Genomic DNA, 18902 nt, shown 5'->3' on the forward strand with positions numbered 1-18902 from the left:
ACAACAGCGCTCCCCGGCCGTCACTTGATATTCAGACTGAGCCAGGTGCAGTCATCCTGCAGAGCAGCCCCGGCAAACCTCTCCAGAAGATAACTGTGCTCCCGCCCGAGCTCTTCTGTGCTGAACAGCAGCTCCATTCCGTCACTATAAAAGCAAAAACGGTCTCCGGACTCGAACGGGAGGGTCTTCTCCTCAAACTCACTGCTCTCAAACATGCCGAGCGGTGCCCCCTTAACGATGACCCTCTCCATGCCCCTGCCCCGGGGAACATAGAGAAATTCATTAATCCCGGCTCCGGCAGCCTTGAGCTGTCCTGTCTTGAAGTCGAGCAGGAAGCAGCAGCCGGCGACATAATCCTCACCCAGATGCTGCAGCGCTTTGGAATTCAGATCGTTCAACACCTGCACGGGGTCCTGTGTACAGGACAGGCTGTCCATGAAAAGTACCCGCAGGGCCGAGATATTCAGCGCGGCCGTAATCCCCTTCCCCGTCACATCACCGATGAAGCCGATGACCTGCTCTTCATTGACTTTATGGAAGATGAAGAAATCGCCGCTTAAGGTTCTTGCCGGAATGTAGAGCTTCTCCAGAACCGCCTTGCTGTAGAGCGGAAAGGATACCGCATGCCGGTGCTCCTGAAGCCGGACCGCCCGCTCCATCTCCCTCTTGCTCTCAGTGATATCCCTGAACACCAGCTGCAGCGCCTTGGACTCCTCATAAATAACCGGCACGCCGGAAATTTCAAGATCAAAGATGCGGTTGTCCTGCTGCCTGATCAGCCGCTGCTCAATACGGAAGCGTTCCTTCAGCAGACCTGTTGTCTGCAGCTTGTTATGCTCCGCACTCTGAAAGTACACTTCCTCGAAGAAATCCTCGATCCTCCTGCCGATCAGCTCCTGCCTCGGATTGCCGAACATCCGCTCAGTCTGCTTGTTGGCGAACAGGATCGTGCCCCCGCTGTAGACCAGAATGGGCTCGGGGCAGAGCTCGACCAGATCCCTGTACCGCTCCTCGCTTTCTCTGAGCCGCTGCTCCGAGCGGACCCGTTCACTGATATCATGAATTACGGTGTACACGCAATTCTTCCCCAGCATCGTCATCATGCCGGTATGAACCTCCACATCGATGGGCTCCCCGCGGGCCTGGATATGGCGGTCGATGAACACACGGTTCTTCCCGTCCATGCCTTCAGGCAGCGCCTTATCCACAAACTCCTGAACCCCCGAAGTCCGGTCAGCGGCCAGATCACAGATCCGGAGTTGCCTGAATTGCCGGATGCTGTAGCCGTAGAACTCACAGGCTGCCCGGTTCGCATCAGTAATACCGCCACTCTCCGGGTCCACCAGCAACGTAATGAGATGATTGTTCTCATAGATGCAGCCATAATGCTCCATACACTGCGCCGGGCTGGGAGAGCGATGCAGATTCTTACACGGTTTATCGGTTGCCATTACACAAGCCTCTATTCTATTCAGCATTAAAGTCTACCCATTATATGCAATAAAAAAGAAGCAAGCCGTGAATTCCGACACAGTTAGACAGAAAAACCCGGTCTGCGGCATGAAAACATGACCACAGTCCGGGTTAATCTTACAATCTGCATGAAGTTATCAGGCTGAAGCTTAGCCTTACAGCTCTGTCAGAATAATGGTCCCCTGCGGGGTGACCGCCAGCGTATGCTCATACTGGGCCGACAGGCCTCCGTCAATGGTGCGCGCAGTCCACCCGTCTGCATCCACCTTGGTCCGGTAGCTGCCTGTATTGAGCATGGGCTCAATGGTGAACACCATGCCTTCCTTAATCCGAGGGCCTTTGCCCGCCGGGCCGTAATGAGGCACTTCAGGGGCTTCATGCATCTCGGAGCCAATCCCGTGACCAATGAAATCCCTGACTACGGAATAGCCGTTAGATTCGGCGTATACCTGGATAGCATGCGCTACGTCCCCTATGCGGTTGCCGGCTACAGCCTGCTCGATGCCTTTGAACAGAGATTCTTTGGTCGTCGCCAGCAGCTTCTCCGCCTGCTCACTAATTGTACCCACCCCGTAGGACCAGGCCGAATCCGCCAGCCAGCCGTTCAGGTTGACTACCATATCAATCGTTACAATATCTCCATCCTTCAGCTCCTCATGCTTCGGGAAGCCATGGCAGATGACATCATTCACAGATGCGCAGGTGGCATACGGATAACCGTGATAGCCTTTTTGCTCCGGGGTTGCTCCTTGGGAGAGGATGAACTTCTCGGCAAACTGGTCGATCTCCCAGGTCGTAATTCCCGGCTTGATCAACCCGGCAATCTGCCGGTGGCATTCCGCCAGTATTTTACCGGCTGCCCGCATTTTCTCAATCTCTTCCATCGATTTCATAATGATCATTCAATTCGCCTCTTCTGTACAGAAACCATTACTCACTATATATAATGGCTCTTAGTTATAATGGTGTATTGCTACTCTATATTATGAAAGAAAACCGCCGAAAATCCAAATAAACAAACAAAATAAACCTGTCTCCCGCAAAAACACCAGAAAACAGGCTCATGATTTGCATTCCCGTGATGGCTAATCTGTACAAGTTATTGTTAACTACGGCATATGCAGACCGCCAGGCATTAGCCGTTAGTCGTGGAAATTGAGCCCCGAAGTAACGGCCTTGACATATCCGCTGCGGATCACATAATCGCCGAAGTGTTCACCAGCAGTGCGTTCCTTGGCATAACCATGAATAATCGGCTCTAGAGTGGCCAGAATCTCCTGCTCATCAATGTTCTCCTTGTACAGCTTGTTCAGCCGGTCTCCGGTAAAGCCTGCACCCAGGTACATATTATATCTGCCCGGACCTTTGCCGATAAAAGCAATCTCGCCCAGCGCCGGTCTGGCACAGCCGTTAGGGCAGCCGGTCATACGGATGATAATCTCTTCATTACGCAGCCCGGCTTCATCTATGATAACCTCCAGCTTATCCAGCAGGTGCGGCAAATATCGCTCCGCCTCCGCCATAGCCAGCCCGCAGGTCGGCAGGGCCACACAGGACATCGCACTTCTGCGCAGTGCAGAATGATGGGCACCGTCCGTCAGCCCGTACTGCTTGGCAAGCTCTGTAATCTTGCGTTTCTTCGCCTGGGTCACTCCGCCGATAATCAGATTCTGGTTCGGGGTCAGCCGGAAGTCTCCGCTATGAATCTTGGCAATCTCGCGCAGGCCGGTCATCAGCGGGTAGCCCTCCTGATCCTGAATCCGTCCGCTCTGGATATAGAGCGTCAGGTTCCATTTGCCGTCCATCCCCTTCACCCAGCCGTACCGGTCGCCATTATGATCGAAGTGATAGCCGCGCGCCGGCTCCAGCGTCCAGCCCAGCCGTTCGTGCAGCTCTCCCTTGAACCACTCCAGTCCGTGCCGGTCGATCGTGTACTTGAAGCGGGCATTCTTGCGGACCGAACGGTTGCCGTAATCACGCTGGATCGTAACCGTCTTCTCCGCCAGATCAATCATCTGCTCCGGACGGCAGAAGCCGATGATCCGCCCCAATTGGGGATACGTATTCGTATCGCCGTGCGTCATCCCCATGCCGCCGCCGACCGACACGTTGAAGCCGGCCAGCTTGCCGTCCTCCAAAATGGCGATGAAGCCCAGATCCTGGGAGAACACATCTACATCATTGGACGGAGGCACCGCCAGGCCAATTTTGAATTTGCGGGGCAGGTAGACCGGGCCGTAGATCGGCTCAACTACCTTGCTGTCCACAACCTTTTCGCCGTCCAGCCAGATCTCATGATACGCACGGGTACGCGGGGCAAGATGATCGCTGATTTTGTTGGCCCATTCCTGGACCTCGGCATGAACCTCGGATTGATAAGGGTTCGGGCTGCTCATCACGTTACGGTTAACATCACCGCAGGCCGCAAGTGTAGTCATCAGGGTGTCGTTAATCGTTCGGATCGTCTTCTTAAGGTTCCATTTCAGCACCCCATGCATCTGAAAAGCCTGCCGCGTCGTCAGACGCAGTGTCCCGTTGCCATACTTGTGAGCAAGCTCATCCATGACAAGCCACTGTGCAGCAGACGCCACGCCGCCGGGCGCTACTACCCGCAGCATGAACTGGAAAGCCGGCTCCAGCTTGGAGCGCTCCCGTTCACTGCGCAGATCGCGGTCATCCTGCATGTAGCTGCCGTGGAATTTCAGCAGCCGGTTGTCATCCTCCGGCAGACCTCCCGTAATCGGATTGCTGAGGGTCTCGACAAGCGCCCCGCGCAGATAATTGCTCTCCAGCTTAATATGTTCAACATCACTCGGCGGTCCGCCAATCGGCTTCACCGCTGGTTCATTGTTTGCCATTGCTGATTCTCTCCTCTTTCGCTTAAGTCCCGCTTAATAGACATCACGCTGGTAACGCTGCTCCTGCTGAAGGGTCTCCAGATAGGCGGCAGCCGCTTCCGGGCTGAGTCCGCCTTCCTCCTGGATCACTGTAAGCAGTGCGGAATGTACATCATGGGCCATATGCTTCTCATCGCCGCACACGTAGACATGCGCCCCTTCCTGCAGCCAGCGGTACAGCTCCTTGCTATGCTCCAGAATACGGTGCTGTACGTACACCTTCTCTTCAGTGTCGCGTGAGAAGGCCACATCCAGCCTGCTGAGGACACCGTCCTTCAGCATCCGCTGCCAGTCCGTCTGGTAGAGGAAGTCTGTAACGAAATGACGGTCGCCATAGAACAGCCAGGTTGGACCTTCTGACCCCTGCTCTTCACGCTCTTCCAGGAAGGAACGGAACGGGGCAACACCTGTACCCGGACCAATCATGATCACCGGTACACTGGAGTCAGCGGGCAACTTAAAGTTCGGATTGTTCTGGATATACACCGGCAAAGTGGCACCCGGCTGTACACGCTCAGCACAGTGTACCGAGCAGACGCCGTAGCGCTCACGGCCATGTGACTCATAACGTACAGCCCGCACGGTGAAGTGTACTTCATCCGGGTTCGCATTATAGCTGCTGGCTATGGAATACAAACGGGCCGGAAGCTTGCGCAGGATGGTCACGAAGATGCTGGCCGGAGCCTCCCAGGGTCCATAGTCTTGAATAAGATCCAGCAGATCCCGGCCCTGGATATATTCCTTCAGCTCCTGCTGCCGCCCGGGGGCCAGCAGTTCCTTCAGGGCAGGTGCGGAGGTAAGCCCGGCAGCCTGCTCCAGGAGCGGCTTCGTCAGCACCGTAATTTCGTAATGCCGCAGCAGCGCCTCCTGTAGCGTGCCTTCTTCGCCCTTCTTGTTCAGCGGAACACGTTCATCCGCAGTCCAGCCCATAGCGGCAATGATCTCTTCTACCAGCTGCGGGTGATTCTCGGGATAGACGCCAAGGGAATCCCCCGGCTCAAAGGTAATATTCGATCCGGCAAGCGACAGCTCCAGATGGCGGGTCTCACGGTCTGAGCCGCGGCCGTTCAGATTAAGATTCTCCAGTACTTCGGCATGGAACGGATGATTTCGTGAAAAGCCTGATTCCAGCGACTCTGCGCTCTCCGCAGCCTGAACCGCTGCATCCGCAATTCCTGCAGCATTCTGCGCGCCGTTAAGCGCGCTGATGACCTGGCCGAACCACTCGGCCACCGGCTCATCATAATCGAGGTCGCAATCTACACGCGGGCTTAACCTTTGTGCACCCAGTTCTTCCAGCTTCTGATCGAAGTCTTTGCCCGTCTGGCAGAAGAATTCATAGGAGGTATCGCCCAGCGCGAGTACCGAGAAGCGCAAGCCTGGAAGCTGCGGGGCTCTTTTGCTGTAGAGGAACTCATGGAAGGCACGGGCATTATCCGGCGGTTCCCCTTCGCCATGGGTGCTGACCAGCAGCAGCAGGTTCTCTGTCTTCTTCAGTCCGTTGGGCTTAAAGCTGTTCATCGCGCACACCGTGACCTTGAAGCCCTGCTCCTCCAGCTTGCGGGAGAGGCTTACCGCCAGCCGCTGGCAGTTGCCGGTCTGGGAGCCGAACAATACGGTCACTTCACGCGAGCTTTGCGGCGGAGCGGCTGTTGCCGACTCTACTACTACTGCTGGAGCAGCGGGGGATACAGCCAGAACACTTGATCCCTGGTTGCCCTGCAGCGACAGGGCAGATAAATACCCGCTCAACCATACCTGCTGTGAAGGTGTCAGCGTGGGCAGAAGCTGGTTCAGCAGCTCTGCCTGGTTCTCATTAAAAGGGCTGTTCGTAACTTGTAGTTGCAACAATATCGACCTCTCCTTAGCGTGCAATCTTCTTTCCTCTTAATATCATGAACTCAGGCTAACACAATACCGGCAAACGATCAACGAATCTTATAACAGCCATCATGTTCTTAAAAAGGTAAATATTATCATAAAATACACAAAACCCGGCTAAATCATAGTAAAATGCTCTGATTTAGCCGGGTTCATTACTTATTATGATAAGTTGCATTAGATAAAATGATAGACCGGAGTGCTATAAGGCTGGAATTTATAACGGTCTGCGGGCTGCTGGTTGCCGGAAATGGTCCACAAGCAGGTAGATTAGAATGAGAAGGCCTCCGGCATTGATCGCCAGATCGGCCAGATTCATAATCCCGCCCCGGTCCCCGAAGACCAGGAAATCTGTAACCTGGTGATAAAGTGCCCGGTCAATGGCATTACCGACAGCCCCGCCAACCAGGAAGCCGCTGGCTGCTTCGAGCAGGGGGCCGCGGATTTTACCCTGACGCCGGTAATAGAAGATTGCTGCTACAAAAATCACGGCAACAATCGCAAAATACTTGCCAAACCCCTGGAATGAGCTGAAGGCCGCCCCGCTGTTCTCATAGTATACAAACCGCAAATGCGGCGTCCAGGAAGGAAGCATCTCCCCAAGCTCCATATGCGTACGCACTATCCATTTCGTTGCCTGATCAAGCATCAGGACGAGGACAGCTATCAGATAAAATAGCATCGGCAGTTCCCCTATCTTCTCTAGTTGTTCAACTCATGATCAGGGTCATAGATATAGTTATAGTTATAGTCAAGGCCGTGGTCAAGGTCACTGTTTGTCACAGAATCAGTCTACCATATTCATCTGGATACTTACAAAAATATAGCCGGACCATCCCGTCAGGGACAGTCCGGCTGTTATTCTTCAGGTCATTACGTATCGTATATGCGCTACGGGATGGACAAGGTCCAAGGCTCTGCTTACCAGGCGTAGGCTTCCGGTGCCGGTTTGCCCGGTCCGGGGAAGATCTCGTCCAGCTTCTTCAGCGTTTCTTCATCCAGCGTGATCTCAGTTACCCGCAGCGAGTCCTCGAACTGCTCGATCGTACGCGGCCCGATAATCGGTGCAGTCACCGCCGGATTCGCCAGTACCCAGGCCAGAGCGACCTGATCCTCATGCTCGCCCAGCTCCTTGCAGAGCGCGGAGAACTGCTCCAGCTGGCTGCGGTGCTGCTCCAGCTTGGCCGAACGGGCGCTGCGAACTCCGGTCTTGGCGAGTGCATTGCGTCCCAGCAGGCCTCCGGCCAGCGGACTCCACGGAATGACACCCAGGCCCAGCTCCTGTGAGGCTGGCAGCACTTCGAGCTCCGGCGTCCGTTCCAGCAGATTGTAGAGATGCTGCTCGGAGACAAGGCCGAGGAAATGGCGCTCCTTAGCCTTCGCCTGGGCAGCAGCGATATGCCAGCCCGCGAAATTGCTGGAGCCGATATAATCGGCTTTGCCCTGGGACACCAGGATCTCGAACGCGCCCCACAGCTCGTCCCACGATACGTTCCGGTCGATATGATGCATCTGATATAGTTCAATATGATCCGTCTGCAGGCGCCGCAGCGAGCCTTCAAAATGTCGTCTGATCTTGTAAGCAGACAAGCCTGAGCCGGAGTTGGGACCGTCCTGCTCGTCCAACATGTCATTGTAGACCTTGGTGGCCAGCACTACCTTCTCGCGTCGTCCGCCGCCCTGCTGAAACCAGCGGCCGATAATTTCCTCCGTCCAGCCCCGCCGGTCCTGGCCGCCGTACACATTCGCCGTATCGAAGAAATTAATTCCCGCATCGAGGGCCGCATCCATAATTCTGAAGGCATCCTTCTCCTCCGTCTCCGGTCCGAAATTCATCGTCCCCAGACACAACTGGCTGACCTTCAACCCCGATTTACCCAAATAACTGTACTTCATCGCAATTCCTCCCTTTCACTCCTGCTAGATTGGCTGCTTCATATTCACTATAACCCTTAGAGCCCACTCTAAAGCAAGTTTTGCTGGGATTTCGCTCCCCCTCTTCCCCTTCCCCCACCCGAGAGAACCCCCAAATACACAAAAAAACAAGCCCCCCAAAAGAGACTTGTTCCTCCATATCTATAATCCATCATATTATTGCATTACCAATGTACCCACTAAGCAGATACTCAGCACTCACTCGATACTCACTCTAACTCTCCTCAACCACCGGCCCATGCCCGGCCTCACCGTTATCCGGGAACAGCACCTCGCCTGTCTTCAGCTGAATGTCCACTATCTCCTGAAGCGTACCCGACAGCTCGCCGGGCGGATAGGGTTTGGTCAGATATTTCTGCACGTTATCCATCATGCTCTTATCGTCCTTATCCAGCGCCGAGGAGATGACAATCGGCACCTTCTCAGTCCGGGGATCGTTCTTGAGCATGCGTATCAGATCCCAGCCGTCCAGATCATCACCCAGCATCAGATCCACAACGATCGCTACGAAGGGCGTTTTGACGGCCTGGTCAAAAGCTTTTTGCGGATGGTAGTGATGGGTGACCCGGAAGCCCTTGCCCTTCAGCTCCTCCGAGAGCAGCAGCGACAGGCTGTAATCATCCTCCACAATCATCACATCCGGCTTCTGCTCCTTGCCTGCGCTCCATCTAAGGGACGGTTCCTCCTCGGGGTGGCCGGTCTCTGCCTGCATCACCGGAAGACGGAACCACACCGTCGAGCCTTCACCTTCAACGGATTCAATCCCGATCGTTCCCTTCTGCTTCTCAATAATCTCCTTGCAGATCGCCAGGCCGAGCCCCGTACCGCCAATCCGCTTGGAGGCACTATTGTCCACTCTGCGGAATTTCTGGAACAGCTGCCCGATCTGATTCTTCGGAATCCCGAGTCCGTTGTCCTGAATCCGTACAGTAATGATGCCCGGTTCGTTATGAAGCATGACCTTAATTTCACCTGCGCCCGGCGAGAACTTGATCGCATTGCTCAGCAGGTTGGTCAGCACCTGGATAATTTTATCCTTGTCTACCTCAACCTCGGGATTCAGCGCCTCATCCTCCAGCAGAATATGGTGGGTACCGCTCAGCTTATACTGATCGATGACACTGAGGACTGTCTCGCTAAGGTTGACTTTCTCCACATTGTACAGCTGTGTACCGGACTCCATCCGTTGCAGGTCCAGGAAGTCGTTGATCAGCTCCGTCAGACGCTTGGCTTCCTTATGAATGGTCTCCAGATATTTCAGCTGCTTCTCCGGCTTCATCGTTTTGGACAGCAGCAGCTCTGTGAAGCCCAGTACACTCGACAGCGGCGTCCGCAGCTCATGGCTGACGGTACTGACCAGCTCCGACTTCATCAGATCCAGCTCATACTCGCGGGTAATGTCACGGTGGACGAACAGCGTCCCCACCCGGACCTCCCGGCGGAAGACCGGTATGGCATAGGCATCCACATGCTTCATATTTTCCTTGCCGATAGAATACTTCATCGCACTGGAGTCAACAGTATGCCCGGACATCGCCTTTTGGTAAAAGCGTTCCAGCTCTTCTGATTCATTCACCCGGGAGGTGAAATGCTCCATCCAGCGCTCCTGGGGAATCAGCATGCCTTCCGTCCAGTCCTCATAGCTGAACAATTGGCTCAGCGCCTTGTTAATGTGCTGAATGACGCCGTCTGTACCGACGAACTGGATGCCCTCATTGACGTTGTTCACAATATCCTGATTCAGCTTGCGGCCATTCTCAATCTCCTCGTACATGAACAGGCGTTCAATGGCCAGGGCGACCCGGTTCATCATCCCCTGAATTTCGCTGGTCTCTTCCTCCGTGAACGGATGCCCGATGCGCGTTCCGCAGAAGACCGCCAGAATCTCATCCTCAGCATTCACCACGGTCGTATAGTAATCGTAACAATACACCTCATTAGCGGATATCCCCTGCTCTCTGACCGAGCCCACCCGCTTCACCATATACGACTTCTCCACGCTCAGGCGGTACAGAATCTCTTCGCTGCCCTCACCGATGTACCGCTCCACATTCTCCGGCGGAACCCCCTTGACCACCGCAATCTTATCCTTGACCAGCAGGAAAAGACTGGAGTCAAACGAGTACAGACGGTTCATGAATGTGTTGAACTTGTCAGCGAACTCCTGCTTGTCCAGCGTATAGGTGATTTCATGATTCAGCTGATTGTTAAGCTCCAGCATCATGGACGTCTGCTCCGTGCTTGTCAGCGTCTCCGCCAGCTCCTGCTGCACATTCTTCATCGAGGTAATGTTATTGGCAATCAAAATATACTGGTAAATCTGGCCTTCATCGTTCAGATACGGCATGATTGTCAGCTGCAGCCAGAGCGGCGAACCTTCCTTGGCCCTCAGCTCCGTCTCTCCGCTCCACACTCCGCCGGTCGACAGCTTGCGGATCATCTGCTCTTCTTGTGATTCCGAAATATTATGCAGCTCAAACAGCCGGTAGGTGTACCCGATAACCTCGGAGCTCTTATACCCTGTGTAGACGCTCAGATTATCGTTCGCGTAAGTGAACACGCCTTTGTTCGAAAGAATGCCGACGGCAGAGGTCTGATTCAGCGCCTTCATCATGCTCTCGATTTCACTGAGTGACCGCTCCAGCCTGTACTGCTGATCCTGCAGCTCGTCCTGCTGGGCGTGCAGCTCTTCATTCTGCATCATCAGCTCTTCCTCTTTGTCCTGGATGCTATGGGCCATATTCAGGAAGGCGTCATAGAGCCGCCCGATCTCATCCTGCTTATGCAGCTTACCGAGCAGAACCGCATCACCCGCCGCCAGCGAATTCGTAGCTTCCTCCAGCTTCACAATCGGATCGATGATAATTTTGAGCATCCGCCAGATCAGCAGAGTGAAGAACAGCAGCAATAATGTACTAAGCAGAAAAGCAAACAAAGTGAACGTATCCGCCTGCCTGATCGAGCGGGAGTTCAGCTCATTCAGCAGCGCATCCGAATTGGCTTTGAATTGCTTGGTATAGTCCAGGTATTCGTTCACAGCCTTGGTGCTGCCGTTCTGCGACAAGCTCCGGATTCCCTCGTAATCATTATTTTTCACCAGACGCATCACTTCGGGCAAGGTCTGGCTTTTGTACTGTTCATAGAAATCCTTAAGGTCATCTCTGTACCGGACTTCTTCAGGTGACAGCTTCAGGGAGGAATACTGATCCAGAATGCCGTCAAGCCCCTTAAGCGCAGTGTTCAGCAGCGCAAGCTCATTCTCACTCTGGGTAGCCACATAACCTCTCGCCCGGAAAAAGACCTCGCTGAGCGTCACCGCCAGCTCGTTAATCGTCGCCGTCTTATATTGCAGCACATCACGTTTCTGATCCAGCTGTTCCTGCTGGGCATTGATATAGAAGACAAGCCCGATTCCTCCGGCCATAATGGCCACGAACAGCAGCAGAAGAATCCGGTAATATTTCGTTTTGATGCTCCGGTCTTTAAGCTTAAGGTTTCTCACTCAGAATGTCCTCCACGAGCTGCAGCAGCTCCATCGGGCTAAACGGCTTGGGCATGAAATAACGGGCTCCCGCCTCTCTGGCCCGGTTACGGTCCATCTCCTGTGCCTTCGCTGTCAGCATCATAATCGGCGTCCGGCTCTTCAGCTCCCCGTCCAGCTCGCTCAGCACTTCAATGCCGGTCATTACGGGCATCATGTAATCCAGAATCACCAGGTCGTAAGGGGCCTCCGCCAGCTTGGCTAGCGCCTCGCCCCCATTCTCGGCGGTATGAACCTCCACATTCTCCAAATCCTCCAGCGTATCCTCAATCAGCATGCGCAGAACCTCTTCATCATCTACAATCAGTACTTTTTGCACCATAGCTCACTCTCACCTTTCAGTCATCCCTGCTTGGGATGTATTGCATTTAGAACAGAAACCGGTGGGCCAGACGCTCAATGCGGGTCAGCAGCTCCGGCAGATGGAACGGCTTAATGACATAATCATCCGCCCCCATCTGCAGGGCATGGATAATATCCCGCTGATTATTGCGCCCGGTCAGCATAATCACGAGAATGTTCAGCTCAGGATAGCTGCTGCGGATCTTCTCCAGCACCTCCAGCCCGTCAAGCCCCGGCATAACGCCGTCCAGCAGAATAATATATTTCTCTTCAGAAGCATACCAGTCCGATTCGAGAAAAAGCGCGCCGTCCGCATAACTGGCAACCTTCACCCTGGCGGTGGTCCCCGGCTGCCATGCAGCGAAGTGGGTCGTCACAATTCTGCGGATGAGCGGATCATCATCCACAATAATAACGTTAAGCAGCGTCTCGCGCTGGCCCAGCAGCAGCTCCTGGCTGTACAGGGTGCTCTGGTTCCGGCCGTTATGCTTGCTGGCATAGAGCGCCAGATCCGCTTCCTCTACAAGTGTATCGGCATCCGGCACCTCTTGGGTGACCTCGGTCACCCCGCAGGAGAAGGTAACATGGAAGCTCTCGCGTTTGCCCTCGAATTCCCGGGCCGCGAAGACCTCCTGAATCCGCTCCATCACAAGCAGCGCTTGCGCCGCAGGGGTATTAGGCATGAACAAGGCAAACTCCTCACCGCCATAGCGGCAGAAGGTATCCTCCGTGCGGATGGACTGCTTCACCAGCTCCGAGAAGCTCTGCAGCACCTCGTCCCCCATCAGATGCCCGTAAGTATCGTTAATCTGCTTGAACAGATCGAGATCCAGCAGAGCGAGGGAGAAGGTCCGGCCTGTCCGTCTGAAATCGGCGATCAGCTGCTTCATCGTCTGGTTGAAATACTTGCGGTTGAACGCCCCGGTCAGCTCATCGACAATGATCGATTTCTGCCACTCCTTTTTCAGCTCAAAGCGGTTCTTGATCAGGACCAGGAACAAATCAATGTCCACCGGCTTCTGTATATAATCCATAACACCGAGCGAATAGGCATACTTCTGAACCTCTATGGAATGCTCGCCGCTGATAATAATGATTGGAATCCGCTCTTTTTTGGCTTTGCCGATAATCTGCTTCAGCACATCAATCCCGCTGCGGTCCGGCAGCAGAATATCAAGGAGGATCAAATCCGGCTTGGTCTCATAAAAAAGCTTCAGTCCGCGTCCTGCCGACAGCGCAATGCTGACATAATAAGACTTACGCTCCAGCGATTCCCGCAAAAAAGCAACCAGCTCCACATCATCGTCCACGATCAGAATTTCGTACTGCTGGTGGACATTGCCGTGGGACAATGAAATCCCCGGAGTCAGAGGGGGCAGCGCACCCACAGGTTTCGGCTCCTCAAACAGCTCCAGCAGCGGATAGATATAATCGCCCCACTCTGCTTCCGTCCAGCTTCTATGATTGTCATCCGAGAAATAGAGCAGCGCATTGCCGGAGAACGCCTCTACAGCATCAAGACCCACAGTACCCGAGGTACCCTTCAAATTATGCAGGAAACGATAAATATCCTTCTCCTCGACTACTGACTGTTCCGACCATTTCTGCAGCGTTTCTCTCGTGCGCTCTTCAACCAGCTCTTTATATTTTCTCGTTGTCATAATAGCTCCTTATGTCCAGCTTATCATTCAAAAATCCAATAAATCATATTTTACATCAAGTGTCAACATTATTATACCCTCAGGAAAATGCAAGCTCAAATCTCTGATCAGCCCGACACAAAAGCTTTGGTTGATAACCTAACCTTGATTTGACATAATAATTAAAATCGTTCATTCCATTAATGCGGCAATGAGCGAAGATTACAGACGATGGATAACGGGAGGCTTTTAAATTGAAGGGGATTATTACGGTACTCGGGAAAGACAAGGTAGGCATTATCGCCAAAGTGTGTACATACCTCGCAGAGCACAATCTGAACATTCTGGACATCTCCCAGACGATTGTGCAGGATTATTTCAACATGATGATGATTGTGGACATCTCTGCCCCCAGCAAGTCCTTCGAGGAGATTGTGGAGGAGCTTCAGCAGGTAGGGGAAGACATCGGTGTGGAAATCAAGCTGCAGCATGAGGATATCTTCAATATTATGCACCGGATTTAACCGGCGAAGAGAGGAGTGAGCGCTAGTGATCTCGATTGTAGAAGTTCAGGAGACGAATAAAATGATCCGGGAAATGAACCTGGATGTCCGCACCATTACGATGGGCATCAGCCTGATGGACTGCGCCCATACCGACATGAAGGTGTTCAACCAGAAGGTGTATGACAAAATTACCCGCTCCGCCGAGAAGCTCGTGAAGACCGGTGAGGATCTGGAGCGCCAATTCGGAGTGCCGATTGTCAACAAACGGATCTCCGTAACGCCGATTTCGATTGCTGCGGGGGCTGTACATACCGATACCTACGTGCCTGTCGCCCAGATTCTGGACAAGGCGGCCAAGGAGGTAGGCGTCAACTTCATCGGCGGATATTCCGCGCTGGTGCAGAAGGGCTGTACCAAGGGCGACCGGATTCTGATTGACAGTATCCCGGAAGCGCTGGCGGTGACCGAGAGAGTCTGCTCTTCCGTTAACGTCGGCTCCTCGCGCAGCGGCATCAACATGGACGCCGTGAAGCTGATGGGCGACATCATTCTTCAGACGGCTGAGCGCACCAAAGACCGCGACTCTATCGGCTGCGCCAAGCTGGTAGTCTTCTGCAATGCGGTGGAGGATAACCCGTTCATGGCCGGTGCCTTCCATGGGGTGGGCGAGCGGGAGTGTGTGATTAACGTTGGCGTAAGCGGCCCGGGTGTGATCAAGCGGGCGCTGGAAGAGGTGAAGGGGCAGGACTTCGAGACCCTGTGCGAGACAATCAAGCGTACAGCCTTCAAGGTTACCCGTGTCGGCCAGCTGGTCGCCCAGGAAGCCTCCAAGCGCCTGGATGTGCCCTTCGGCATCATCGACCTGTCGCTGGCCCCTACGCCTGAGATCGGCGATTCCATCGCTGAGATTTTCCAGGTCATGGGCCTGGAGGAAGCCGGTGCTCCCGGGACCACAGCTGCACTGGCCATCCTTAACGACAATGTCAAAAAAGGCGGAGTCATGGCCTCCTCCTATGTCGGCGGCTTAAGCGGCGCCTTCATCCCGGTCAGTGAAGACCACGGCATGATCCAGGCTGTACAGCGCGGGGCGCTGACTCTGGAGAAGCTCGAAGCTATGACTTGTGTCTGCTCGGTAGGCCTTGACATGATTGCCATTCCCGGCAGCACCAGCAAAGAGACCCTCGCAGGCATCATTGCCGATGAAGCTGCCATCGGGATGGTCAACAACAAGACTACGGCGGTCCGCGTCATTCCGGTCATCGGCAAGGACGTCGGTGAGATGGTCGAATTCGGCGGCTTGCTCGGATACGCTCCAGTCATGGCCGTCAACCCGTTCAGTTGTGCGGGCTTCGTCAACCGCGGCGGGCGGATTCCCGCACCGATCCACAGCTTCAAGAATTAAGTGAGCGTGCAGGCTATCCGGCTGAATATGTTCCCACACCCCTAACAACCAATAAAGACACGTTGCCTTCCCGCTCAGGGAGAGTAACGTGTCTTATTGGTTGTTGCCGGACATCAGCTCTGCGGCGGCTCCGGCGGTACGGTAATATGGGACAGCTTGACAGGGTCCATTAAGAGATACAGGTTCTGAATCCGTTCCCCGCTGGAATCCGTACTCAGGCAGAGCACACACTTCACGACTCCCTGATCGGTGAAGATCAGGCCCGGCTCACCGTTCAGCAGCCCGCAGGAAGGCTTCCACTCCCGCAAATAGTGCATAACCCGCTTCGAGGTCAGCAGTGCAGTAACTCCCCGGCGGCCGGTCATCGGCCGGAGAATGGTATGCACCTCGCGGCCCCCGCCGTCGGCAACCAGGACCGGATGCTCGCCCAGCAGCTCCAGCATGCCGCCCACATCATAGGAGGTGAACGCGGTAGTGAAGCGCACCAGCAGATTCTCGGTGACTGCTCCATATCGGAGCGAGGGTAACCGGGAAGCCGGCTCTGTCTGCAGGATACGCTTGGCCCGGCTGAAGATCTGCCGGCAGTTGCTGCCCGACTTGCCTACCATTCCGGCAATGGCTTCATAGTCGTATTCGAAGGCTTCCCGCAGTATGAATACCGCACGCTCCGTGGGAGACAGACGCTCCAGCAGCACCAGAAAAGCATACGACAGATTATCCTTGCGTTCTGCCGCCGCTTCCGGCCCATCGTATCTCTCGCTTACCGGCTCAGGCAGCCACTCCCCGATATAAGTCTCTCTCCGGCTTCGTGCCGAGTTCAGCATATTGAGGCAGCGGTTGGTCATACCTTTGGCCACATAGGCTTTGATATTCTGAATGCCGCTCCGGTCCCGGTGCTGCAGCTCAGCGAACATATCCTGCACCGCATCCTCCGCATCGGCAACCACGCCAAGCATCCGGTACGCAATGGAGAAGGCATAGCTTTTATAATTCTGATACAGCTCCTCCATACCTGGATTCTCCTCCGCAGGCGTCTCGGCCTGAGCCGTTATTTTACCCCTGTCCACTTCACGCAGCTCTCCTTCCTTACACTCCTGTCCTAATCCTTAGCCGAAGCAGCCCGGGAACATCCCGGTCGTAATGGCAATCCGGTTCCAGCTGTTGATCGTATTGATCGCCATAATCCAGTCTACCAGTTCCTCTTCGCTAAAGTGCGTAAGCATCTTATCGTACAGCTCCAGCGGAACTCCAGCTTCGCTGATCAGCGTGACCTGCTCGGCGAATTCCAGCAGCACACGTTCCTTCGCACTGAACAACGGCGCTTCGCGCCACACACTCAGCAGCAGAATATGATCGGCATAGTTGCCCAGCTTCATCAGATCCTTGCCATGCATATCCAGACAGAACGCACAGCCGTTGATCTGGGAGACCCGTATTTTAACCAGTTAATACAGCACTTTATCCTTGCTGCGGCTTCCTGCATGCTGCTCCAGCGCCATCATTGCCCGGAACGCCGGGCCGTTAACCTCACGATAATTCATTCGTAGACTCAAATTAGGTCGCCTCCATTATGATTGTATTGCTCTTCATAACTGTAGACAAGATGGGGACGGATGTTGTGACAAAACAAAAGCAGGACAGCGAAGTTCCGCAGCCCTGCTCTTTTATACACTTTATGCGCTCAGGCTCTTAGCCCTCCGCGAGGAGAACAGCCGCCAACCGGTAAGCAGCGCCGATAACAGGCAGATCCCGGACGAAGTCAGGAAGACTACATGCATTCCTGAGAGGAACAGCTCAGGACGTCCTTCCACCAGCCCGGTTACCCGGTAGCCGGCTTTGCTGCTCATTACATTGAACAGGATCGAGGTGGCTACGGTAATTCCGACGACCATCCCCACATTACGGACCAGCGAATTCACACTGCCTGCCGAGCCCAGCTGTGTTCGCGGCACTGTGGACATAATCAGCGAATTGTTCGGTGAGCCGAACATCCCGCTGCCGATGCCGAGCATGGCGATCCAGACGCCGACCAGCATAACCGGGCTGCCCTCATGCAGCCGGGCCAGCCCGAACTGGGCAACCACCATTACGATAAGCCCTGCAAAAGTGAGCAGCTCCGAGCCGATTTTATCGGACAACGCCCCGCTTAACGGTGCGACTATCACCATGCAGATCGGGTAGAGCATAAGCAGGAAGCCTGCATCGAAGGGGGACATGTTCAGCATATTCTGCGCATAAAACGGCGCGATAATATTGAAGCAGAAGTTCGAGACAAACACCAGAAAGGCACAGAATATGCTCAGTGAGAACAAGGGATTCTTGAACAGGGTCAGCTGAAGCAGCGGCCCAGCGCTGCGCTGCTCCACGATCAGGAAGACGATGAAGATAATAACCGCAGCGGTAAGAGCGGCAAGTATCCGGGTATCCCCGTATCCCAGCTGCTGGCCGAGCAGCAATCCGGCGAACAGAGAAACTATGAAGAGGGCAAACAGCAGGCTGCCAGGAACATCAATCCCTGACTTCACACGGACCAGATCCTTCGGCAGCACCTTCCAGCCCAGCGCAATCGCCAGAATTCCAATCGGCACATTCACCCAGAAAATATACTCCCAGCCCATCGACGATACGATAATTCCGCCAAGGCTTGGCCCCGCTATACTGCCGAGGGACACGAAGGTTCCGATCAAGCCCAGAGCCTTGCCGCGTTCCGTTGACGGGAAAATATCCGTAACAATGCCCTGGCTGTTCGCCATAGTCATCGACGCCCCGACCGCTTGAACTACACGCGAAGCAATGAGTAGCGGCAGGCTGTGGCTTAATCCGCAGAGCAGCGAGCCGATGGTGAAGACGATCATGCCCAGCTTGAACATCTTGATTTTACCGGCGATGTCACCCAGCTTCCCGAAGAACAGAATCACTGAACAGATCGCCATCAGATATCCCGTTGTTACCCACTCCACCTGGGCTACCGGCAGCCCCAGCTCCTTCACCAGCACTGGCAGCGCAATATTCACAATACTTCCGTCCAGTGTAGACATAAAAGTAAACAAATTAAGCACGATCAGAATCAGCCAGCGCTTCTTCTGTATCCCGGCATCCTCCTGATAGGTCGCCTCTAAGCTGCTCATCCGCTAACACCCTCTTGTATCCAATGTAATATAGTTGCACACGCAACAAACTAATCCTTCACAGTGTACTGCAAATTAGTTGCGTGCGCAACAAAATTACGGTAAGATCTGAGGCAGACGGTATTCCCTTGATAGGCTGCCGTTATCATCCTCAGCG

13 protein-coding genes and 1 pseudogene are annotated in these 18902 nt (G+C 54.3%); 2 read left to right on the top strand and 12 right to left on the bottom strand.

Annotation, left to right across the window (positions count from 1 at the left end; genetic code table 11):
• Positions 1 to 20: 20 nt before the first annotated feature.
• The 9 genes from NST43_RS18545 to NST43_RS18585 form a co-directional block, all read right to left on the bottom strand.
• Positions 21 to 1451 carry a PAS domain S-box protein gene (locus tag NST43_RS18545; RefSeq protein ID WP_209993136.1) on the bottom strand — a complete coding sequence of 477 codons (1431 nt, stop codon included), beginning with the start codon at positions 1449 to 1451 and terminating at the stop codon, positions 21 to 23.
• A 177-nt stretch (positions 1452 to 1628) separates the two neighbouring features.
• The gene (map, locus tag NST43_RS18550; protein ID WP_036733023.1) at positions 1629 to 2375 is read right to left on the bottom strand and encodes a type I methionyl aminopeptidase; all 747 of its coding nucleotides are present in this window, start codon (positions 2373 to 2375) and stop codon (positions 1629 to 1631) included.
• 240 nt (positions 2376 to 2615) lie between these two features.
• Positions 2616 to 4331 carry an assimilatory sulfite reductase (NADPH) hemoprotein subunit gene (gene cysI, locus NST43_RS18555; RefSeq protein ID WP_339218597.1) on the bottom strand — a complete coding sequence of 572 codons (1716 nt, stop codon included), beginning with the start codon at positions 4329 to 4331 and terminating at the stop codon, positions 2616 to 2618.
• A 33-nt stretch (positions 4332 to 4364) separates the two neighbouring features.
• The gene (locus NST43_RS18560) at positions 4365 to 6218 is read right to left on the bottom strand and encodes an assimilatory sulfite reductase (NADPH) flavoprotein subunit (protein WP_339225466.1); all 1854 of its coding nucleotides are present in this window, start codon (positions 6216 to 6218) and stop codon (positions 4365 to 4367) included.
• Between the two features lie 250 nt (positions 6219 to 6468).
• Positions 6469 to 6933 carry a signal peptidase II gene (lspA, locus tag NST43_RS18565; protein ID WP_339218599.1) on the bottom strand — a complete coding sequence of 155 codons (465 nt, stop codon included), beginning with the start codon at positions 6931 to 6933 and terminating at the stop codon, positions 6469 to 6471.
• A 239-nt stretch (positions 6934 to 7172) separates the two neighbouring features.
• Positions 7173 to 8147 carry an aldo/keto reductase gene (locus NST43_RS18570; protein ID WP_339218601.1) on the bottom strand — a complete coding sequence of 325 codons (975 nt, stop codon included), beginning with the start codon at positions 8145 to 8147 and terminating at the stop codon, positions 7173 to 7175.
• Positions 8148 to 8400: 253 nt separating this feature from the next.
• A complete protein-coding gene (locus NST43_RS18575) occupies positions 8401 to 11688 on the bottom strand; it encodes an ATP-binding protein (protein WP_339218603.1) in 3288 nt (1095 codons plus the stop codon).
• Positions 11675 to 12046 carry a response regulator gene (locus NST43_RS18580; RefSeq protein ID WP_209993147.1) on the bottom strand — a complete coding sequence of 124 codons (372 nt, stop codon included), beginning with the start codon at positions 12044 to 12046 and terminating at the stop codon, positions 11675 to 11677. Before NST43_RS18580 ends, NST43_RS18575 begins: the two co-directional genes overlap by 14 nt.
• A 49-nt stretch (positions 12047 to 12095) precedes the next feature.
• Positions 12096 to 13730: a diguanylate cyclase gene (locus NST43_RS18585; protein WP_339218605.1), complete on the bottom strand. Its 1635-nt coding sequence runs from the start codon at positions 13728 to 13730 to the stop codon at positions 12096 to 12098.
• A gap of 233 nt (positions 13731 to 13963) precedes the next feature.
• Between NST43_RS18585 and NST43_RS18590 the strand changes: the two genes are divergently transcribed.
• Positions 13964 to 14233, top strand: coding sequence for an ACT domain-containing protein (locus NST43_RS18590; protein ID WP_036700808.1), 270 nt, complete (start codon positions 13964 to 13966; stop codon positions 14231 to 14233).
• A gap of 28 nt (positions 14234 to 14261) precedes the next feature.
• On the top strand, positions 14262 to 15617 hold the full coding sequence (locus tag NST43_RS18595) for a PFL family protein (RefSeq protein WP_339225467.1): 1356 nt from the start codon (positions 14262 to 14264) through the stop codon (positions 15615 to 15617).
• Positions 15618 to 15730: 113 nt separating this feature from the next.
• Here NST43_RS18595 and NST43_RS18600 read toward each other — a convergent pair whose 3' ends face one another.
• The 3 genes and pseudogenes from NST43_RS18600 to NST43_RS18610 form a co-directional block, all read right to left on the bottom strand.
• Entirely contained in the window at positions 15731 to 16693 is a 963-nt protein-coding gene (locus NST43_RS18600; protein ID WP_339225468.1) for a sigma-70 family RNA polymerase sigma factor, read from the bottom strand.
• A gap of 30 nt (positions 16694 to 16723) precedes the next feature.
• Positions 16724 to 17170 (bottom strand): annotated as a pseudogene (locus tag NST43_RS18605) (carboxymuconolactone decarboxylase family protein).
• Between the two features lie 120 nt (positions 17171 to 17290).
• Positions 17291 to 18745: a DHA2 family efflux MFS transporter permease subunit gene (locus NST43_RS18610; protein WP_339218607.1), complete on the bottom strand. Its 1455-nt coding sequence runs from the start codon at positions 18743 to 18745 to the stop codon at positions 17291 to 17293.
• Positions 18746 to 18902: the final 157 nt, after the last annotated feature.

Origin of the sequence: Paenibacillus sp. FSL H8-0332, assembly GCF_037963835.1 — a bacterium.
Classification (GTDB): Bacteria; Bacillota; Bacilli; order Paenibacillales; family Paenibacillaceae; genus Paenibacillus_AQ; species Paenibacillus_AQ rhizoplanae.

What these genes read in the sequence shown, in the direction of transcription:
- NST43_RS18545 (WP_209993136.1), bottom strand. Translation starts at nt 1,451, where the DNA reads ATGGCAACCGATAAACCGTGTAAGAATCTGCATCGCTCTCCCAGCCCG.
- NST43_RS18570 (WP_339218601.1), bottom strand. Translation starts at nt 8,147, where the DNA reads ATGAAGTACAGTTATTTGGGTAAATCGGGGTTGAAGGTCAGCCAGTTG.
- NST43_RS18585 (WP_339218605.1), bottom strand. Translation starts at nt 13,730, where the DNA reads ATGACAACGAGAAAATATAAAGAGCTGGTTGAAGAGCGCACGAGAGAA.
- cysI (WP_339218597.1), bottom strand. Translation starts at nt 4,331, where the DNA reads ATGGCAAACAATGAACCAGCGGTGAAGCCGATTGGCGGACCGCCGAGT.
- map (WP_036733023.1), bottom strand. Translation starts at nt 2,375, where the DNA reads ATGATCATTATGAAATCGATGGAAGAGATTGAGAAAATGCGGGCAGCC.
- NST43_RS18610 (WP_339218607.1), bottom strand. Translation starts at nt 18,745, where the DNA reads ATGAGCAGCTTAGAGGCGACCTATCAGGAGGATGCCGGGATACAGAAG.
- lspA (WP_339218599.1), bottom strand. Translation starts at nt 6,933, where the DNA reads ATGCTATTTTATCTGATAGCTGTCCTCGTCCTGATGCTTGATCAGGCA.